Annotated in this window: 15 protein-coding genes; 13 read left to right on the top strand and 2 right to left on the bottom strand. The window is 59.9% G+C overall.

Features of this window, described 5'->3' with window-relative positions:
* Positions 1–538: 538 nt before the first annotated feature.
* Positions 539–1375: an IS5 family transposase gene (locus tag AX703_RS18915; RefSeq protein ID WP_062346270.1), complete on the bottom strand. Its 837-nt coding sequence runs from the start codon at positions 1373–1375 to the stop codon at positions 539–541.
* Here AX703_RS18915 and AX703_RS18910 point away from each other — a divergent pair.
* From AX703_RS18910 to AX703_RS18850, 13 genes are all read left to right on the top strand, one after another.
* The gene (locus tag AX703_RS18910) at positions 1340–3328 is read left to right on the top strand and encodes a TonB-dependent receptor (RefSeq protein ID WP_231735620.1); all 1989 of its coding nucleotides are present in this window, start codon (positions 1340–1342) and stop codon (positions 3326–3328) included. The genes AX703_RS18915 and AX703_RS18910 overlap by 36 nt on opposite strands.
* Before the next feature lie 50 nt (positions 3329–3378).
* Positions 3379–4782, top strand: a complete 1404-nt coding sequence (locus AX703_RS18905) for an aldehyde dehydrogenase family protein (RefSeq protein WP_062346269.1) — start codon at positions 3379–3381, stop codon at positions 4780–4782.
* On the top strand, positions 4779–6413 hold the full coding sequence (locus tag AX703_RS18900) for an AMP-binding protein (protein ID WP_062346267.1): 1635 nt from the start codon (positions 4779–4781) through the stop codon (positions 6411–6413). Before AX703_RS18905 ends, AX703_RS18900 begins: the two co-directional genes overlap by 4 nt.
* Positions 6414–6947: 534 nt before the next feature.
* Positions 6948–7562 carry a hypothetical protein gene (locus AX703_RS18895; protein ID WP_062346265.1) on the top strand — a complete coding sequence of 205 codons (615 nt, stop codon included), beginning with the start codon at positions 6948–6950 and terminating at the stop codon, positions 7560–7562.
* 119 nt (positions 7563–7681) lie between these two features.
* Positions 7682–8236 carry a hypothetical protein gene (locus AX703_RS18890; RefSeq protein WP_062346263.1) on the top strand — a complete coding sequence of 185 codons (555 nt, stop codon included), beginning with the start codon at positions 7682–7684 and terminating at the stop codon, positions 8234–8236.
* 31 nt (positions 8237–8267) lie between these two features.
* The gene (locus AX703_RS18885) at positions 8268–8789 is read left to right on the top strand and encodes a hypothetical protein (protein ID WP_062346261.1); all 522 of its coding nucleotides are present in this window, start codon (positions 8268–8270) and stop codon (positions 8787–8789) included.
* A 39-nt stretch (positions 8790–8828) separates the two neighbouring features.
* Entirely contained in the window at positions 8829–9419 is a 591-nt protein-coding gene (locus tag AX703_RS18880) for a hypothetical protein (RefSeq protein WP_039333876.1), read from the top strand.
* Positions 9420–9425: 6 nt separating this feature from the next.
* Positions 9426–9980 (top strand): hypothetical protein, encoded by a 555-nt coding sequence (locus AX703_RS18875; RefSeq protein ID WP_062346259.1) that lies wholly within the window; start codon positions 9426–9428, stop codon positions 9978–9980.
* A 3-nt stretch (positions 9981–9983) separates the two neighbouring features.
* Positions 9984–10577: a hypothetical protein gene (locus AX703_RS18870; RefSeq protein ID WP_156452127.1), complete on the top strand. Its 594-nt coding sequence runs from the start codon at positions 9984–9986 to the stop codon at positions 10575–10577.
* Positions 10577–11134, top strand: coding sequence for a hypothetical protein (locus AX703_RS18865; protein WP_062346254.1), 558 nt, complete (start codon positions 10577–10579; stop codon positions 11132–11134). Before AX703_RS18870 ends, AX703_RS18865 begins: the two co-directional genes overlap by 1 nt.
* A gap of 31 nt (positions 11135–11165) precedes the next feature.
* Positions 11166–11915 (top strand): molecular chaperone, encoded by a 750-nt coding sequence (locus AX703_RS18860; protein WP_231735619.1) that lies wholly within the window; start codon positions 11166–11168, stop codon positions 11913–11915.
* Positions 11916–11961: 46 nt separating this feature from the next.
* Complete coding sequence (locus tag AX703_RS18855) at positions 11962–14472, top strand: fimbrial biogenesis outer membrane usher protein (protein ID WP_156452126.1); 2511 nt, start codon at positions 11962–11964, stop codon at positions 14470–14472.
* Between the two features lie 41 nt (positions 14473–14513).
* Positions 14514–15524, top strand: coding sequence for a hypothetical protein (locus AX703_RS18850; protein WP_062346250.1), 1011 nt, complete (start codon positions 14514–14516; stop codon positions 15522–15524).
* A gap of 3 nt (positions 15525–15527) precedes the next feature.
* Here the strand turns inward: AX703_RS18850 and AX703_RS18845 are convergent, their stop codons facing one another.
* Positions 15528–15941, bottom strand: a complete 414-nt coding sequence (locus tag AX703_RS18845) for a hypothetical protein (protein ID WP_156452125.1) — start codon at positions 15939–15941, stop codon at positions 15528–15530.
* Positions 15942–16178 lie beyond the last annotated feature (237 nt).

The raw sequence follows: 16178 nt of genomic DNA, 5'->3' as shown, positions 1-16178 counted from the left end.
ATCCGCTAAAACCCACGCATTCCCAAAGGCTTCAGAGTTTTTCACGGGCGACCAGTATAATCAGCCCGCAAGGATTCGCGCATTTTACTTTACCTTCTTTCGACGCGTTTGGGATTGCCGGTTTTTAAGGCGGCCCTGCTGTCATTTCACACCGAATTGCTTGTTTCGTATGTCGAACGCCTGATCCGCGCTCTCTTGGAGTTGATCTAGGGGCGTTAAAGCATTGGTTGTCTTGCTCAGGTCTGTAACATGTAGCCATCTTGGCTGCCGCTGACGAGATGGATCGCGCTCTTACCGCATGGCGTTATATTTATTTATATCTATTTCCCCGCTCGCCGCTCGGGAGCCAACACCTCGTTGTCGGCCCAGCTTCTGTCGTGAAGCGATACCGAGAAGGAAACACTGAACATCCGCTTACGCTCAAAGAGCCGACGTTCAGCCTGTGGCGTGTGAACGACTGCCAGTCCGCCAATCAGCTTCGCAGTGGTCGGTCCCGACCAAATCCGGTCATTCTCTTAGTGCCTGATTCAGAAGTTTCTCAATTCCAGCAATATCTTGCGGTTCGGCGCGTGAGCATTCGGATTGAAGCTATGAGTGCCCATGCGGTTGAAGACGCGATGGACTTTTCCCAGTCCTTGGCAAGGCGTCGGCAGCGGCCAAGCCATGCGAAGGTTCGCTCTACAACCCATCGGCGTGGTAGCACCTCGAAGCCCTTGGCTTTGTCGGAACGCTTGATGATGTCGATAGTCCACTTGCCCATGCCGACAAGCGCGGATCGCAGTTTGTCGCCGGCATAGCCGCCGTCAGCGAAGACATGGCGTAACCATGGAAACCGCGTCCGGACGGCAGCCAGCACATCGACAGCACCATCGCGATCCTGAATGTCGGCGGCGTGGACGAGAATGAAGATCAGAAAGCCGCATGTGTCGGTCAGGATGTGTCGTTTGCGGCCTTTGACCTTCTTGCCTGCGTCAAACCCGGAAACTCCGCCACTTTCCGTGGTCTTCACCGATTGGCTGTCGATCACTCCAGCACTGGGCGAGGCTTCGCGTCCTTCGATTTCCCGCAGGTTCATAACCAGCACGGTGTTGATGGCCTCGAACAGACCGGCATTGCGCCAGGCGTAAAAGTAGCGCCGCACCGTCGACACCGGAGGGAAGCATTTGGGCAAGAGTCGCCACGCGCACCCACTCGCGGCTACATAAAGCAAAGCGTTGAGGACTTCGCGCATGTCTGCCGTTCGAGGTCGGCCTCCACGCCTTGCCGGAGGCACGAATGGCTCTGCCAGCGCCCACTCCGCATCCGTCATATCCGATGGATATCGCAATCCCTCCCGGCTATGCTCGCGCCGGGCAATACCAGTCCATGTCACCATTCACTCCATCTCTTCGCAAAGAGGCGTGAATCACAACATGCTGGTATTGCTCAACAACTTTCGGTTCGGGCTCTTAACCAGGCCAGCCCTGTCGCGACCTATTATGATGAAGTCTACAAGGGGAACTTCGCATTTCTGGGCGTGGCCATGTATGATCTCGAACGGGTCGAAGTCCTGCGTGGCCCCCAGGGCACGCTTTATGGCAAGAACACCACGGGCGGCGCGGTCAATATCATTGCCAATAACGCCAAGCTTGGCGAAACCAGCGGTTACTTCAATGCAGGCTATGGGAATTACAACCGCGTCGACCTGAACGGCGCAGTCAACGTGCCGCTGGGGGAAAAGGCGGCGCTGCGCGTTGCCGGGACCTATGCCAAGGCCGATGGCTGGTTCAAGAACGTGGTGCCGGGAAAGCCGGACCTTGCCTCGACTGACGAGTACGCGATCAGGGCCACCTTGAATGTCGAGGCGAGCGAGACGGTCCGGTTTGTCCTGCGCGCATCGACCAGTTTCCAGAACCCTTACAATTACGGAATCTATGCGCAGCCCGAAGCAGCGAACCGTCCTGGCCTTGGCAGGCGGGAGATCGCTTCGAGCATCGATGCCAAGCGCCGGGCGCGCACCTATTCGGTGGCACTGACCGGCACGTTCGACATATCCGATACGCTGACCGTCACGAGCATCACCGCCTGGGACAAGGGTAGCCTGTTCTTCTACGAAGATACCGATGGCACGGCCAGTGAATTGCTGGAAATTCCCTACAACGACCGTGCGACCCAGTTCGCCCAGGATCTGCGCCTGACCAGTGACTTCGGCGGCCCATTCGAATTCATCCTTGGCGGCTATTTCCACCGCGAGAAGGTGTTCAACGAAACGACCTTCGAGATTGGCAAGGATATAGACTCTGACGGCGTCCTGGGAATCACCGCAGATGACTGTGCGGTGGGCCTTCCGCTCGCGTGCCTCTTCCGCAATCGCTTCGATCAGTTGAAGAAGAGCTATGCGATCTATTCCGATGTCAAATACGAGCTGACAGAATCCGTCACGATGCGGGGTGGCCTGCGCTACACCCACGATACCGGCGTCCAGAGCGGTTTCCGGTCAGATGCACTTGGCGTTGATGGCACATTGATCGCCAATCTGATCCCGCTGTCCTCGCTGCGCTATTCGCAGGACAACCTCTCGGGCAAGATTGGCCTCGATTACAAGCTGGCCGACGGCAACCTTGTCTATGCAAGCATCAGCCGGGGCTATCGTGCGCCGAGTTTCAACGCTCAGGCCTTTTTCGATCCGTCCGAGCTGTCGATCGCCAAGCCCGAGCAGGTCACGTCCTACGAGGTGGGAGCCAAGACACAGTTCGCTGACCGCAAGGTCACGCTCAATGTCGCTGGCTTCTATTACGACTATCGCAACCAGCAGTTCATCAATGTCGATCCGGCGTCGGCTGCGCAGACACTGCTCAACATTCCCAAATCCCGTATCTATGGCGGTGAGGCCGAGCTGACCATCCGCGCTAGCGACCGGCTGACTTTCCATGGCGGCATGGGCCTGCTGGCGACCAAGATTCAGCGTGGCCGCGTGAGCGGCGTGAACGTGGCAGGCAACCGCCTTTCAAATGCGCCGACGCTGACCTTCAACGCGACCATCGACCTGACGGTTTTCGACGGCGGAATGGGCAAGCTCTCGCTGCATCCTGACGTCGCATACCAATCGAGCCAGTTCTTCGAGGTCCTCAATGTTCCCCGCTTGCGCCAGCCCTCCTACGCTCTGGTCGGCGGGCACATCGACTGGGAAAGCGCGGACGGGCGGTTCAATGCCTCGATCTGGGGTAAGAACTTGACCGACAAGTTCTACTTCACCTCTCGGGTTGATCTGCTGGCAGGCTTCGGGTTCGACTACAACCACATCGGCAACCCTCGCATGTACGGGGTCACGGTGGGCGCAAAATTCTGACATTCTGACATTCTGACAGTGCAAGGCGGCAAAGCCGCCAGGAGAGGACCATGGCTGACTACAAGCTGCTGATCGGCGGCAAGCTCGTCGATGGCGAAATGACGATGGATGTGATCAACCCCGCAACCGGGGAGCCGTTCTGCACGGTTCCCCGGGCCTCTGTCGCTCAGGCAGATGCGGCTATCGCAGCAGCCAAGATGGCCGTCCCCTCTTGGTCAGCCGTGCCTTGGGCCGACCGGCAGGCAAAGCTCCTTGAACTTGCAGATGCAATTGCTGCTCGCAGGGACGAGCTGGCTCGCACCTTGACCTTGGAACAAGGCAAGCCGCTTGCCGAGGCCATGGGCGAACTGGCCATGACGGATGGCTATCTGCGCCATTATGCCACGCTGGAGCTGCCCGATCGTGTCATCCAGGACGATGATGCGGGTTACATCGCGGTCAAGCACCGTCCGTTGGGCGTGGTGGTCGGAATTATTGCCTGGAATTTTCCGCTGCTCGTCGCTTGCTGGAAGATTGGCCCTGCGGTTCTGGCGGGCAATGCCATTGTGCTCAAGCCCGCGCCGACAACGCCGGTCTGTGCGCTGATCCTTGGCGAGATATGCCGGGACGTATTCCCCGCTGGCGTGGTCAATATCATTACAGATGCCAATGACCTCGGACCGCACCTGACAGCTCATCCGGACGTCGCCAAGGTCGGCTTCACCGGTTCTACGGCCACTGGCAAGCGCATCGCTGCAAGCGGTGCCGACACGTTGAAGCGCGTTACTCTGGAGCTGGGCGGTAACGACCCTGCTATTGTACTGGAAGATGTGGATGTTCGCGAGACGGCGCAGGCGATCTTCGGCAACGCCTTCTTCAACAACGGGCAGGTCTGCCTTGCCGTGAAGCGCGCCTACGTCCACGCTGACATATATGACGCCATGTGCGAGGAACTCGCCCGCCTTGCCGAAGCTGCCGTCGTGGACGACGGGCTGCAGCAAGGCACCCAGATCGGGCCGATCCAGAACGCGATGCAGTTCGAGAAGGTCAAGGATTTCATCGCGGCGGCACGAGCCGATGGCACGATCGTTGCGGGCGGCGAAGTGATGGAGCGTGCGGGGTACTTTATCCGCCCTACCATCGTCCGTGACGTGACCGACGGTGACAGGATTGTCGATGAAGAGCAGTTTGGCCCCATTCTTCCAGTAATCGAATTCAATGATGTCGAAGATGTGATCGCACGCGCCAACGCATCGGACTATGGTCTTGGCGGTTCGGTATGGTCAAAGGATGTAGCGCGTGCGGCGGACATTGCTTCGCGGATCGAAAGCGGGCAGGTGTGGGTCAATCAGCACATCGCGATTGGCCCCCACATTCCGATGGCCGGTTTCAAGTCCAGTGGCCTTGGCGTGGAACAATCGGTCGAGGGCCTTGCCGAATACACACAGACCCAAGTGGTGAATATCAAACGATGACGCATTTTTCCTACACCAAGGGCGCCACGGAAGAGCCGCTCCTGGAAAAGACGATCGGACAGGCTTTGCGCGACGCGGCGCAATCATGGGGAGGGGAACTGGCTCTCGTCTCTCGCCATCAACGCATTCGCTGGACGTGGGCGGAATTGGACATCGAGGTCGATCGGATTGCCACCGGCCTGCTTGATCGTGGGGTGGCAAAGGGCGATCGCGTCGGCATCTGGGCACCCAATTGCGCTGAATGGACCGTGCTGCAGTTTGCCACGGCCCGGATTGGCGCGATTCTGGTCACTATCAATCCTGCCTACCGCACCAGCGAGGTGGAATATGCGCTCAACAAGGTCGGCTGTACCTTTCTCGTCACCGCAGCCAGCTTCAAGACCAGCGACTACATTGCGATGCTGCGCGAGCTGGGACACGCCAAGTTGCCGATGCTGCGCGGCATGGTTGCTCTTGGTGATGCGGTACATGACGGCTTCGAACCGTGGGACGCCTTGCGCGCCGAACCTGATCATGGTCGGCTAACGGCCGTAGACGCCACGCTTAGTCAGAACGATCCGATCAATATCCAGTTCACCAGCGGCACGACCGGCTTCCCCAAGGGCGCAACGCTCACCCATCGCAACATCCTCAACAATGGCTACTTTACGGCGCGGACAATCAAGCTCGGGGTGAGCGACCGCATCTGCATTCCGGTCCCGCTGTATCACTGCTTTGGTATGGTCTTGGGCAACCTCGCCGCCTTGGCGAGTGGCGCGGCCATGGTCTATCCCGGTGAGGCATACGATCCCAAGACGGCGCTTGAGGCGGTGCAGGCTGAAGGTTGCACTGCGCTGTACGGCGTCCCCACGATGTTCATCACCATCCTCGCACAGCCCGACCTCGATGATTACGACGTCAGCACATTGCGTACCGGAATCATGGCGGGTTCGCCTTGTCCGGTTACCACGATGCGCCAGGTCATGGATCGCCTCAACATGACGGAGGTCACGATTGGTTATGGCATGACCGAGACCAGTCCGCTGACCACGCAGACGGCTACCGACGATCCAATTGAGGAGCGCGTTGGCACCGTCGGCCGCGTCCATCCCCATGCCGAGGCCAAGATCGTGGGGCTCGATGGCGAGGTCCTTCCGATTGGCGAACAGGGCGAGTATTGTTCGCGCGGTTATGCCGTCATGCTTGGTTACTGGGATGATCCTGCCAAGACTGCCGAAGCCATCGATGCTGACGGCTGGATGCATTCCGGCGATCTGGCTACCATGGACGAGAATGGATACATCCGGATTACCGGCCGTATAAAGGACATGATCATCCGCGGTGGTGAAAACATCTACCCGCGCGAGATCGAGGAGTTCCTGCTCACCCACCCGGCCATTCAAGACGCGCAAGTGTTTGGTGTTGCGGACGAGAAGTTTGGCGAGGAAGTCTGCGCGTGGGTCATTGCCCGGGCAGGGGAAGACCTCGGCCCGGATGATGTGCTGGCGCACTGCAAGGGGCGCATCGCGCACTACAAGGTCCCCAGTCACATCCGCATAGTCGAGGCTTTCGCCATGACCGTGACTGGCAAGGCGCAGAAATTCGAGATGCGGAAGATGATGGAGGCAGAGCTTCAGTCATCTCGCCGGTAGACGCTGCGAATCGGAAGCGAACAGGTGCAAATTCTCTGAGATTCTTGATTGATTCTTGTCATTCCTAACGGATCGGCGTCTGTCGGTAATTAACTATATTCTTTAATATTATCAGTTTCTTCGCTTTTCTGAGTGTAGATAAGCTCTCGGCGAGTGGCGGTAAAAAACCACCAAGATACGAAAACAAAAGGAATTTTCAGTTTTACCAGCTGTTCCCTGTTTCAAGCGATGGGGCCAGGTGAAGCCTGTTTACTCTATTTTTTAATTCTCCAGATGCGACGCATCTGGGGCAAATTCTGTCGGATTTGGATGCATCGTGAGTCACGGCAGGCGTTGTGTCGAGCGTAAAAGGTTACCTGCAAGTTAACCAATTCAGGCGCATTGCCACCGAAGACGAACACTGAAGCCAATTTCATCCGCTTGGAGATGTCGACCTACATTTCCAAGGTTGAAGAATTGCGCCCGTAAAAGGGCAAGTGTTTCCATCGCAAGGCAAGCGCGCCGAGTTGCCGTAAGGCAGCAGGAGCAGTGCGCATGTTGATGCACAAGATCAGGATCGGCTTGACGGCGATTGCGGCCACGTGCCCGTCTGCCGTTCTGGCACAGTCAACCATTGCGGGGCCGACGGCATACGCCGGTGGTACTCCCGTGTCGCTGACCCTACCTGTCACCGCATCTGTTGGTGGCCGGTGCGGCTTCGCTATTGGCGGTGCACCATCCGGCACCTTCGATGCCGGGCAAATTGACCAGTCAGGTTGGTCCAATCAGTTTCCGTTCACCCTGAACTGCAACGGCGCAGCGCGGGTGGCGGTTACCTCGGCAAATGGCGGATTGCGCAGCGCCACGCAGCCATCCGATGCTGGCTATGCCGGTATCGCGCCCTATCAGGTCACGCTCAATCTGGTCGGCGCCGGAGGCGGTAGCGTGACCGATCAGTGCGAGGCGTCCACCCTTTCCGTCGCCGCTAGTGCGCCTTGCTCGTTCATAGGGCCGGCGACGCAGAGTCAAGGTCTGCGCGTTGCACCAAGTTCGCAAAACCTCGCCGGTGCCTATCTCCAGGTAAGTGCACCCGCATACACCGGTCCAGCCATCCTGGTTCAGGGCACCTACTCGGACACCCTGACCGTCACCGTTTCCGCTGCCTTGTAGCTCGAAGCCTCCAGCCGGCCCGGTTCCGGCAACCACTCGCGCCGCCTGCGGCGGCAACTGAAAGGCCGATTGCGATGAAGACCATGCTATCCCTGCTGGCTGTAACTACTGCAGTTGCAATGACAGCTGCCCCCGCACAGGCGCAGACGGTGACGACTGGCACGGTCAATGTCACTGGCAGCGTCCTTGGAAGGTGCTCCATTGTTGCACCGGGCGGCTCGGCGACTCAGGCCTTCACCGGCACGATCGCGCTAGGCGCGCTGGACGCATCGGACGGCACCTTGGCGACCGGCTTCACCACCACCACCAGTGCAGCCCCGGGCGGAACCCCGGTCGCCACGCGCGTGGTTTGCACTTCGGCCAGCGTCTCCATTGCGATCGCGGCTGACCGTCTCGCCACCGCCGCCGCCGCCGTTTCAGGCTACTCGAACGAGATAGACTATACCGCCGAAATGCAAGTCGCGCTCGCGGCCGGCGGAAATGGCACCGTGACATACAGCACCGCCACCGGCGCCACCGCAGCCAATTCAGCGACTGTCGGTCGTCTCGCAGCTTCGGGCAACAACATTGCCGTGAAGGCCTATGGCTTCTCCACCAGGGGGGGCGCGTCGAACCTGCTCGTCGCCGGCAATTATACCTCCACCATCACCGTAAACATCCAACCCGTGGCCTGAATTGATCGAGCCTTTTTCCAGGAGAAATGAAATGCGTAAGATCCTTCTCGCGGCGACCGCCGCAGCAGCCCTCTCGGCAATGCCTGCTTCTGCCCAGAGCGTTACCGGAACTGTGAACATCACGGGCTCTGTCGCCGCCAAGTGCAAGTTCGTGACGTCATCGCAGGACCTGCCGCTGGGCGAACTGGCTGACGCAGACGGCGGCCTCGACACCAGCAAGGTTGATGGTCAGACCCGCACGCTCACCGGTTGGTGCAACAATTCTGCAGCCACCCTCTCTGTCAAGGCGACCGCGTTGACCGGAGACCAGCCGGTCACGTCCGGCGCCGAGGCGGCGTTCACCGACACCGTCAACTACACTGCATCGGTCTCTGCGAACGGCAAGAGCTTCTCAGACATCAGCACCGATGCTGTCGCCAGCACTGCCGCCAACGTCGACATGTTTTCCGGCAACATCGCCGTCACTTTGGGCTCGTCCACGGCCGCAAGCAAGAAGCTCGTCGCTGGTGCCTACACGGGCAAGGTCGAAGTCTTCCTCTCACCCACCGTCTGATCTGCATTGCGCGTGAAAAGTTCATCCAGGAGCACGACGATGAAATCCGCACTGTTCAAGTCCAGCCTGCTTTTGCTGCCTCTATATGGGATGGCTGCGCCTGCGTCTGCGCAGGAAACGGCTTCCGACACAGCGTCGGGTCAGGTCGCTGTGACGGGCTCCGTCGCACGGTTGTGCATCCTGGGTGAACCTTCGCGCGCGGTAGTCGATCTTGGCCAGATGGTGCAGACTTCTGGTACATCCGTCGGACGGATTGCCGCGCTCGCCACGCAGTCGGTCTCGCTACCCGGAAGCTTCTGCAACTTTGCCGGCTCGGTGCTCGGTGTAAGGGCGACCGCATTGCTTGGCGATTCAACAATTGCGCCGCCGCCCGGATTTTCCCGTGCCGTGAACTACACGGCCACCGCAACCGGATGGGGCAATAGCGGTACTGCTGCGACAACCAATGCTGCGGCCGACGGGGCCTCTCCCGATTCTGCCGCGACGGGAAGCACGCAGCCCAGCCCGAAACTTGGTGACATCGAAGTCGCGCTGTCTTCGTTCTCGGCGCCTCAGAACGCTCTGCTCGTTGCGGGAAACTACAGCGGCCTAGTCACTGTAACCCTCGGTCCCGTACCCGTAACGGAGTAAGCGGCCATGAACAGGCTTAAGCTTTTCACAGCTATCTCTTCCGTTGTCGTTTCGGCTCCGGTCCAAGCCCAGAGTACCAGTGACTCGGCAGACTTCGCGGTTGTCGGAACTGTTCCGGCAATCTGTGTCGGTGGCTCGGTGACGGAAGCCGGTGGCATTTTCGACCTGGGCATTCTCGTCGATACGACCACAGGTCTCCTCCGCTCCGATCTCAGTGCACCTTCCCAAGTGCTGGCGGGGAGTTTCTGTTCGTCACGCAGTTCGATCGCGGTTACTGCCACGCCCGTAGTTGCGCAGACATTCACCGCCACTGCGCCGACGGGTTTCTCACGCAGCGTTGATTTTACGGCGACGGCGGCCGGCTGGACGACAGTTCCCGCCAGCTTCAGCACCGCTTCGGCAAGCAACCCTGCAGCGATCCAGCAACGGACGACGGCCTTCAGCGGACCGATCATCGTGGGAATAGCTGACTTCGCGACCACCGGTGGAAGCGGCCTGCGCCTCGTTGCCGACACCTCCTATCGCGGCACGGTTACCGTGACGCTGACTCCGGAAAGCTGAAGCATGGCGCGCTGTTCCATCATGCTCGGCATCGCGCTCTTGCCGCTGGGCACGATTCCGGCTGCCGCGCAAGAGACGGCGAGCGCTCGCGGGCTCCCGGTCACCGGTTCTGCGCCACAGGTTTGCTCGCTTGCGGGTGGCGAACTGCAGGCAGGTCAGCTCGTCAACTTCAATGGCATTTCGGGTGACACTCTGCAGGTAACACAACTGCTGGATCAGCAGACGCTCGCTGCTCGCCCGGCGAGCGCTACCGTGTCATTCTCGGCCGTCTGCAACTATCCGCATCAGATCCGCATCCAGTCCGAAAATAATGGTTTGTGGCCCACCGATGGACGGCAAGCCACCGATGCACCGGGATTTGCAACGGCCTTGCCTTATGATGCCAACCTCACCTGGGGCAATTCCTCCGGTCAACTCCAGATGGATGCCCGCATTCGCAGCAATCGCGAGGAGCGCATCGACGTTGACCAGGCGACAGCGGGAACTGTCACCTTGCGCCTTGCCATTCTCGCCGGAGCATCGAATGGCGGCGTGAATGCGCCCGTACTTGCCGGCGTTTATGGCGATACGCTGCGCATCACGCTGGAGCCGAAATAATGCGCTCCATGATCATAACCGCGGCACTCGCGCTTGGCGTTTCGGCCAATGCACAGGAAGTAGATCGCGCAGTTCGAGTGCTGGAACTCAGTGCGACTGCAGGTTCGGCCTGTGTAATCAGCACCCCCAGAGCAAAAGCCGTAACTAACGCCAACTTCCAGGCGACGGGTGACGGCAATGCCACGGTTGGGTTGACGCGCCTGGTTGATCCCAACACCGCTCTGCCGAGGGGAGCCAGTTTCGAGCTCGAAATTCCAGCCACGTGCAATGCCTCGCACCGGGTAACCGCCGCGTCGGGCAGGGGCGGGTTGGGCAGGATCGGAGCCGTCGGCACGCAGCCGCAGGGCTTCGCGGATCTGTTGCCCTACACGCTGCGCCTCGACTGGGCCGGGGCCAGTCAGGAGCGAAGCAGCAACGCAGGCATGCTGACCCTGGCGGTGGCGAATGGTGCGACGGGCAATCTCGCTCTTCTGGTCAACACGCCCGATGGCGGCACGCCGCTGATCGCTGGCGACTATGACGACACGATCGTCATTCAGCTGCAGCCAACCGATTGAATCTATTGCCTGCGGGCAGGGGGAACTTCACGTGAAATCCATTGTCTCGTTCATGTCTGCTGCTGCCGTTTCGCTGCTGCTGCCGGCTGCCTCGACCATGGCGATGACGGTGCAGCCAGTCGTGATCGATCTCAAGACCTCCGGACGTGACATGTCGCAGGTCATCACGGTCGAGAATACGTTCGCCAGCCCGCTGCCGGTCGAGCTGACTGTTCAGGAACTCCGCCTGACCGAGACCGGCGTTTCGCCGACCGGCAAGGACCCCGGAGACCTTCTCGTATTCCCCCCGCAGGCTCTTATCGAGCCGGGCCAGACGCAAACCTTTCGCGTCCAATACGTGGGCGACCCGGCTCTGGCTGGCAGCAGGCACTACTACGTCACGGTCGCACAGCTGCCGGTAAAGTTGCCCGAAGGCCAATCTGCGATTCAGATACTCTACAATTTTCAGGTCCTCGCCAGCGTTGCGCCTGCCGGTGTTAAGCCGAAGCTGGAAGTCACTAGCGCCGAAGTTGGCAAGGATGGCGCTGGCAAGCCGGTGGCTGTCGTGACCGTTGGAAATGCTTCAGCCGTCCACGGTTACTTGAGCGGTAGCAAATTGCGCATTGTTGAAAAGGATGCCGCAGGAAAAGAGCAATTCAGGCGCACGCTTTCCGGTCCTGAAATCCAGCAGACAATCGGCTTCGGCCTCGTGGGCGGCAACCAGACCCGCAAGGTGACCATTCCTGTCGAATTGCCGCTCGCCGTTGGCACGGTTGAAGCGACGATCACACCGGAGGGCTAAGCTCATGCAGGGGCGGTCGCGCCAGATCTTCGCAATAGGAGCCAGCTTGCTTTTTGCGGGCAGGGCTCCTGCTGTCTGGGCGGACACGCTCGAGCCCGGTCACGATGGCGCCGGGATGCACTTTCCTCTGGCGCCAGCGACAAAGCTGGCGTCGGCCAACCTGGCAGATCAACTGCCCGCTCCGGCATTTCGCTCGCAGAAACTCAATCCGACGGGACGCGCTGTGGTTCTGACGGTCCCTGCAAAGGACGGTGGGAGCTATCTCGGCGACGTTCCGGTGCAGATCGATGTCGACGACCGCCTGACATTTCCGGCCGCTCGCGTCGTACAGCTTCTTTCCGAGTTGCTCGCGCCAGACGTGCTGGAAAGTCTGCGGACGAGCTTTGGTGGCAAGACGCAAGTCAGTGCAGAAGATCTGGCGCCTGTTGGCATTGGCGTGGATTACGATCCACGCACGCTCGAACTGCGGTTCAGCATTCCCACTGAGAGGCGCGCGTCGCGGGCCGTTTCGGTCTCGGCGCTTGATCGATCGCGTGTTGGCGAACTTCTGAAGCCGGCAAACTTCAGTGCCTATGTCAATCTCCGGAGTTCGCTGGACCTGGTGGAGGATGGGTTTGACCAGGGACTGCGCCAACCGGTCATGCTTGTCGATGGCGCGCTACGCCTCGGCCCGATTGTGGCGGAAAGCGATGCGATCTGGCAGCCGGGAGCGTTGGGTGGCGATTTCCAGAGGCTTGGCAGTCGTTTCGTGTTTGATGACACCCGGCACCTGGTGCGCATTTCTGCTGGCGACCTTGAAGCGCAGGCACGTGGCTTCCAGTCTGCTCCGGACATCGCCGGGATCTCGTTCTTTCGGTCCTATAGTGTCCTCAATCCCCAACAAGTCGTGCGTCCGCGTGGTGACCGTGCTTTTCGCCTCGACCGCGCGTCTACGGTTGAGGTTATCGTCAATGGCCAGCAGGTCCGCCGGCTGCAACTCGCGCCAGGCAACTACAACCTGCGAGACTTCCCATTCACGCAGGGCGGCAATGATATTCGGCTGAACATTCTTGACGACACGGGGCGTACGGAAGTCGTCCAGTTCAACCTTTTTGTCGATCAGACCCAGCTGGCCAAGGGCCTGAGCGAGTTTGGCCTCTACGCTGGCGTGAAGGCTCCACTCGGATCGCGCGGGCCCAGATACAGCGATGACTGGATCGCCTCGGGCTACTACCGCCGAGGGCTGACCGATGCATTGACTGTTGGTGTCAATTTTCAGGCTGACGCTGATAGCCGGATGGGCGGGGTCGAGGCCGTGGTCGGCACGCCGTTCGGCACGCTTGGCACGAATGTATCTTTCAGCAAGGTTGACGGCGTCGGGTCGGGACATGCCTTCAACGCCACGTTCCAGCGCCTTATCCAGCGACCGAGCGGCCTTGGCGATACCTTCAACCTCTTTGTCGAAAGGCGGAGCCGCCGCTTCGCTCCAGTCTCGTTCTTCCTGCCTGACAATCCCTACAAGTACGAGCTGGGTGGCGGTTACACCCATGCCTTCACCACAAGCTTCTTCGGAGGCGCCGATGTTCGCTTCTCCAAAGGCCGCACTGGCAGGCCCAACGTTCAGAACTACCGCCTGAGTGCGGGTTGGCGGTTTTCAGACCGCGCAACGCTGAACGCAGAGGCGCGCTACCAGGAAGACACGCTCGGTCGGGAGTTCAGCGGATTTGTCTCGCTCATCGTCCGTCTGGGACGCTATTCCACTGTCCGCTCCGACTTTGACACCCGCGACAACCGCTTCCGCGCATCTTATCAGACTCTAAGCGGTAGCGGCGTTGGCAGCTACAACGTGACAGCCGATGTCGAACGCTCGGACAATGGGGCAGGCGTCTCGGTGAACGCCAATTATTTCGCCAATCGCGCAGAGCTAGGCTTTAGCCACTTCGGCACCTACACGCGCGGTTTCGGCGACAGTCAGAACCAGCGCAGCACATTCCGCTTGGGCACCTCGCTGGCCCTTGCCGATGGTGCAGTTTCGCTTGGCCGCCCCATCTTTGACAGCTTTGCGATCGTGCGGCCGCACCGAAGCCTTGGCAAGGCCGACATCGTGGTAGACGCGTCAACCTTCGGCAACGCTGCAAATAGCGGTAGCTTGCGCTCGGCCACGATGCCAAGCCTGCCTTCCTATTCCGAGCGCACGGTGCCGCTTGATGTACGGAATGCGCCTCCTGGCACAGACATTGGCCAAGGTTCCTTGCGCGTATTCCCGTCCTACCGCAGCGGATACGTCGTCACCGTCGGCTCTGACTACAATGTCACAGCCCTCGGCATCATGCTCGATCTTGATGGCCAGCCGGTGTCACTGGTCAGCGGCACGGCCACGGAAGTGGCTCACCCCGAGCGGCCAGCGCAGACCGTGTTTACCAATCGCCAGGGCCGCTTCGGCGCGACCGGACTGGCGCCCGGAAAATGGCGTGTCGAAATGCTCGATGCTGCGCGCTCCACATTCGAAATCGAAATCCCCCAGAAGGCTACGGGAGTTGTCCAGCTTGGGGAGATAAAGGCGGTAGAGAAGAAATGAAAAGTTGGACCGTGATGTCACGCCTACGCACTTTTCTGGCGATGGCTGCAGTTGTCTTGATGGTCACTGCTGCCCAGAGTGCCCAGGCTCAGTCCAACTGCGGTGTTACCGGCAGCGGCGGAAGCACGTCCATCCAGTACGATCCGTTTGCGTCGTCCGGCCTGCAGTCGGTCGATATTCCGCTGACGCTTACGCGCGTTACGGCAGGCGGCGGGAAGAAGACGCAGGAAGCCTATTTCGTGTTGACGAAGCCGGCGGGAAGCCCTGCCTATCAAGTGCAGGCGACCGTGCCGGGTGGCGGTACCTACTTTGACGTGCTTTACGATTCCAACGCGGTGCCAAGCAATCTCCCGACCATTTCCAATATTCAAACCGGCCAGATTGCCGTGCAGTTCGGTGGGGCTGCGCAGCCGGATACGCTACAGATCAACCTGCGGGTAACCGTACCTGCCAACGTCGATCTGACGGCTGGCGGCCTCATCCAGTTCGGTATTCGCTACGTCTGCAAGGGCACGGGCGGTTTGAACGATGTCCTGACGCCAATCGACAGTGCGGCCGCCATCTCGATCAACGTGAATGTGCTGAGCGCACTTCGCGCTAGCTTCGTTGGGACCGCTCTAGATTTCGGCGAGCTTGCCCAAGTTTCGAATGTTCAGGCGCCCACTGTAAAGACTTCTGCGTCAAACCACGTTCGCGTGCAAAGCTCGGGGCCCTACACCGTCACGCTCGGCGTCATGCCGGGCGATGCCCAGCCGTTTGTCCTGACCCCAAGTGGCGCCTCGACGACGGACAGCAGCCAGCAGATCCGCTATTCCGTCCGCTTCCTCGGGCAAAGCCGTTCTCCCACGAGTACGTCGCCCATCAGTCAGACATGCGCACGCGCCGGGATTGGCGATGCGGTCGAAGACCGTCTGCCAGTGCAAGGAACCCTGATCGATGGCGGAGCGACCAAGGCGATCTCCCCGAACTATTCGGAGAACCTGGTCGTCACGATCACTCCGCTCGTTGCTGGATCAGTTGCGCCAACGGACTGCGGCAGCATCCCGCTCTGAAAGTCAGCGTGGCTCGATGCGGAAGCGGATCGAGCCAGCAGCCTTGCCGTCGGCTTCAATCGCTATCGAGCGCGTCGTTGCGGCGGCGTGGCTCACGTCACTGATAACGACTTCGCCTGAACCGTCGAGGGCAATTGTGCGGCCATCAACGATCAGTCGGCCCGCAGCAAGCTGCTTGGAATAGGTCGCTACCACCCGGTAACCTGCACCGTTGTTGCAGAACTCGCGCAGTTCGCTCTTGTTGCCATTGGCGCTGAGCATTGCGCTGGCGCTGTTGTCCACCGCAACGCGGCAAACCAAAGGCACTTGTCCGGTGATAGTGATCGATGCGGACCCTTGCGATGCTTGCACCGCACTGCCTGCGGCCATTGTACCCAACGAGGCAAGCGCCAAGGCTGCCATCCTGCCAGAAATCATGATGCAATCTCCATTAACACTCAGGCATCATGCATCGGTGCCCGCCAACGTCGGGTTCCGGTTTCTGGTTAACAATTTACGGAAAAGCTTTAGGAATGGCGGGATTCCGACGTTTTTTCTCCGCAACCTGCCTAAGTCTGATTACCTAAGCCGCTCGAAAAGTCTGAACGTCCCTTCCTTCCCTCCGGGAACCGCATCCGCCATTCGCGCATAGAGCCAGCGAAGCTGTCGCATCAT

Origin of the sequence: Novosphingobium sp. CCH12-A3 (genome assembly GCF_001556015.1) — a bacterium.
Lineage (GTDB): Bacteria > Pseudomonadota > Alphaproteobacteria > Sphingomonadales > Sphingomonadaceae > Novosphingobium > Novosphingobium subterraneum.
Note: the sequence above shows the minus strand (reverse complement) of the source record. Positions and strands in the feature narration are given on the sequence as shown.

What these genes read in the sequence shown, in the direction of transcription:
- AX703_RS18910 (WP_231735620.1), top strand. Translation starts at nt 1,340, where the DNA reads ATGCTCGCGCCGGGCAATACCAGTCCATGTCACCATTCACTCCATCTC.
- AX703_RS18915 (WP_062346270.1), bottom strand. Translation starts at nt 1,375, where the DNA reads ATGGTGACATGGACTGGTATTGCCCGGCGCGAGCATAGCCGGGAGGGA.
- AX703_RS18905 (WP_062346269.1), top strand. Translation starts at nt 3,379, where the DNA reads ATGGCTGACTACAAGCTGCTGATCGGCGGCAAGCTCGTCGATGGCGAA.
- AX703_RS18900 (WP_062346267.1), top strand. Translation starts at nt 4,779, where the DNA reads ATGACGCATTTTTCCTACACCAAGGGCGCCACGGAAGAGCCGCTCCTG.
- AX703_RS18895 (WP_062346265.1), top strand. Translation starts at nt 6,948, where the DNA reads ATGTTGATGCACAAGATCAGGATCGGCTTGACGGCGATTGCGGCCACG.
- AX703_RS18890 (WP_062346263.1), top strand. Translation starts at nt 7,682, where the DNA reads ATGACAGCTGCCCCCGCACAGGCGCAGACGGTGACGACTGGCACGGTC.
- AX703_RS18885 (WP_062346261.1), top strand. Translation starts at nt 8,268, where the DNA reads ATGCGTAAGATCCTTCTCGCGGCGACCGCCGCAGCAGCCCTCTCGGCA.
- AX703_RS18880 (WP_039333876.1), top strand. Translation starts at nt 8,829, where the DNA reads ATGAAATCCGCACTGTTCAAGTCCAGCCTGCTTTTGCTGCCTCTATAT.
- AX703_RS18875 (WP_062346259.1), top strand. Translation starts at nt 9,426, where the DNA reads ATGAACAGGCTTAAGCTTTTCACAGCTATCTCTTCCGTTGTCGTTTCG.
- AX703_RS18870 (WP_156452127.1), top strand. Translation starts at nt 9,984, where the DNA reads ATGGCGCGCTGTTCCATCATGCTCGGCATCGCGCTCTTGCCGCTGGGC.
- AX703_RS18865 (WP_062346254.1), top strand. Translation starts at nt 10,577, where the DNA reads ATGCGCTCCATGATCATAACCGCGGCACTCGCGCTTGGCGTTTCGGCC.
- AX703_RS18850 (WP_062346250.1), top strand. Translation starts at nt 14,514, where the DNA reads ATGGCTGCAGTTGTCTTGATGGTCACTGCTGCCCAGAGTGCCCAGGCT.
- AX703_RS18845 (WP_156452125.1), bottom strand. Translation starts at nt 15,941, where the DNA reads ATGATTTCTGGCAGGATGGCAGCCTTGGCGCTTGCCTCGTTGGGTACA.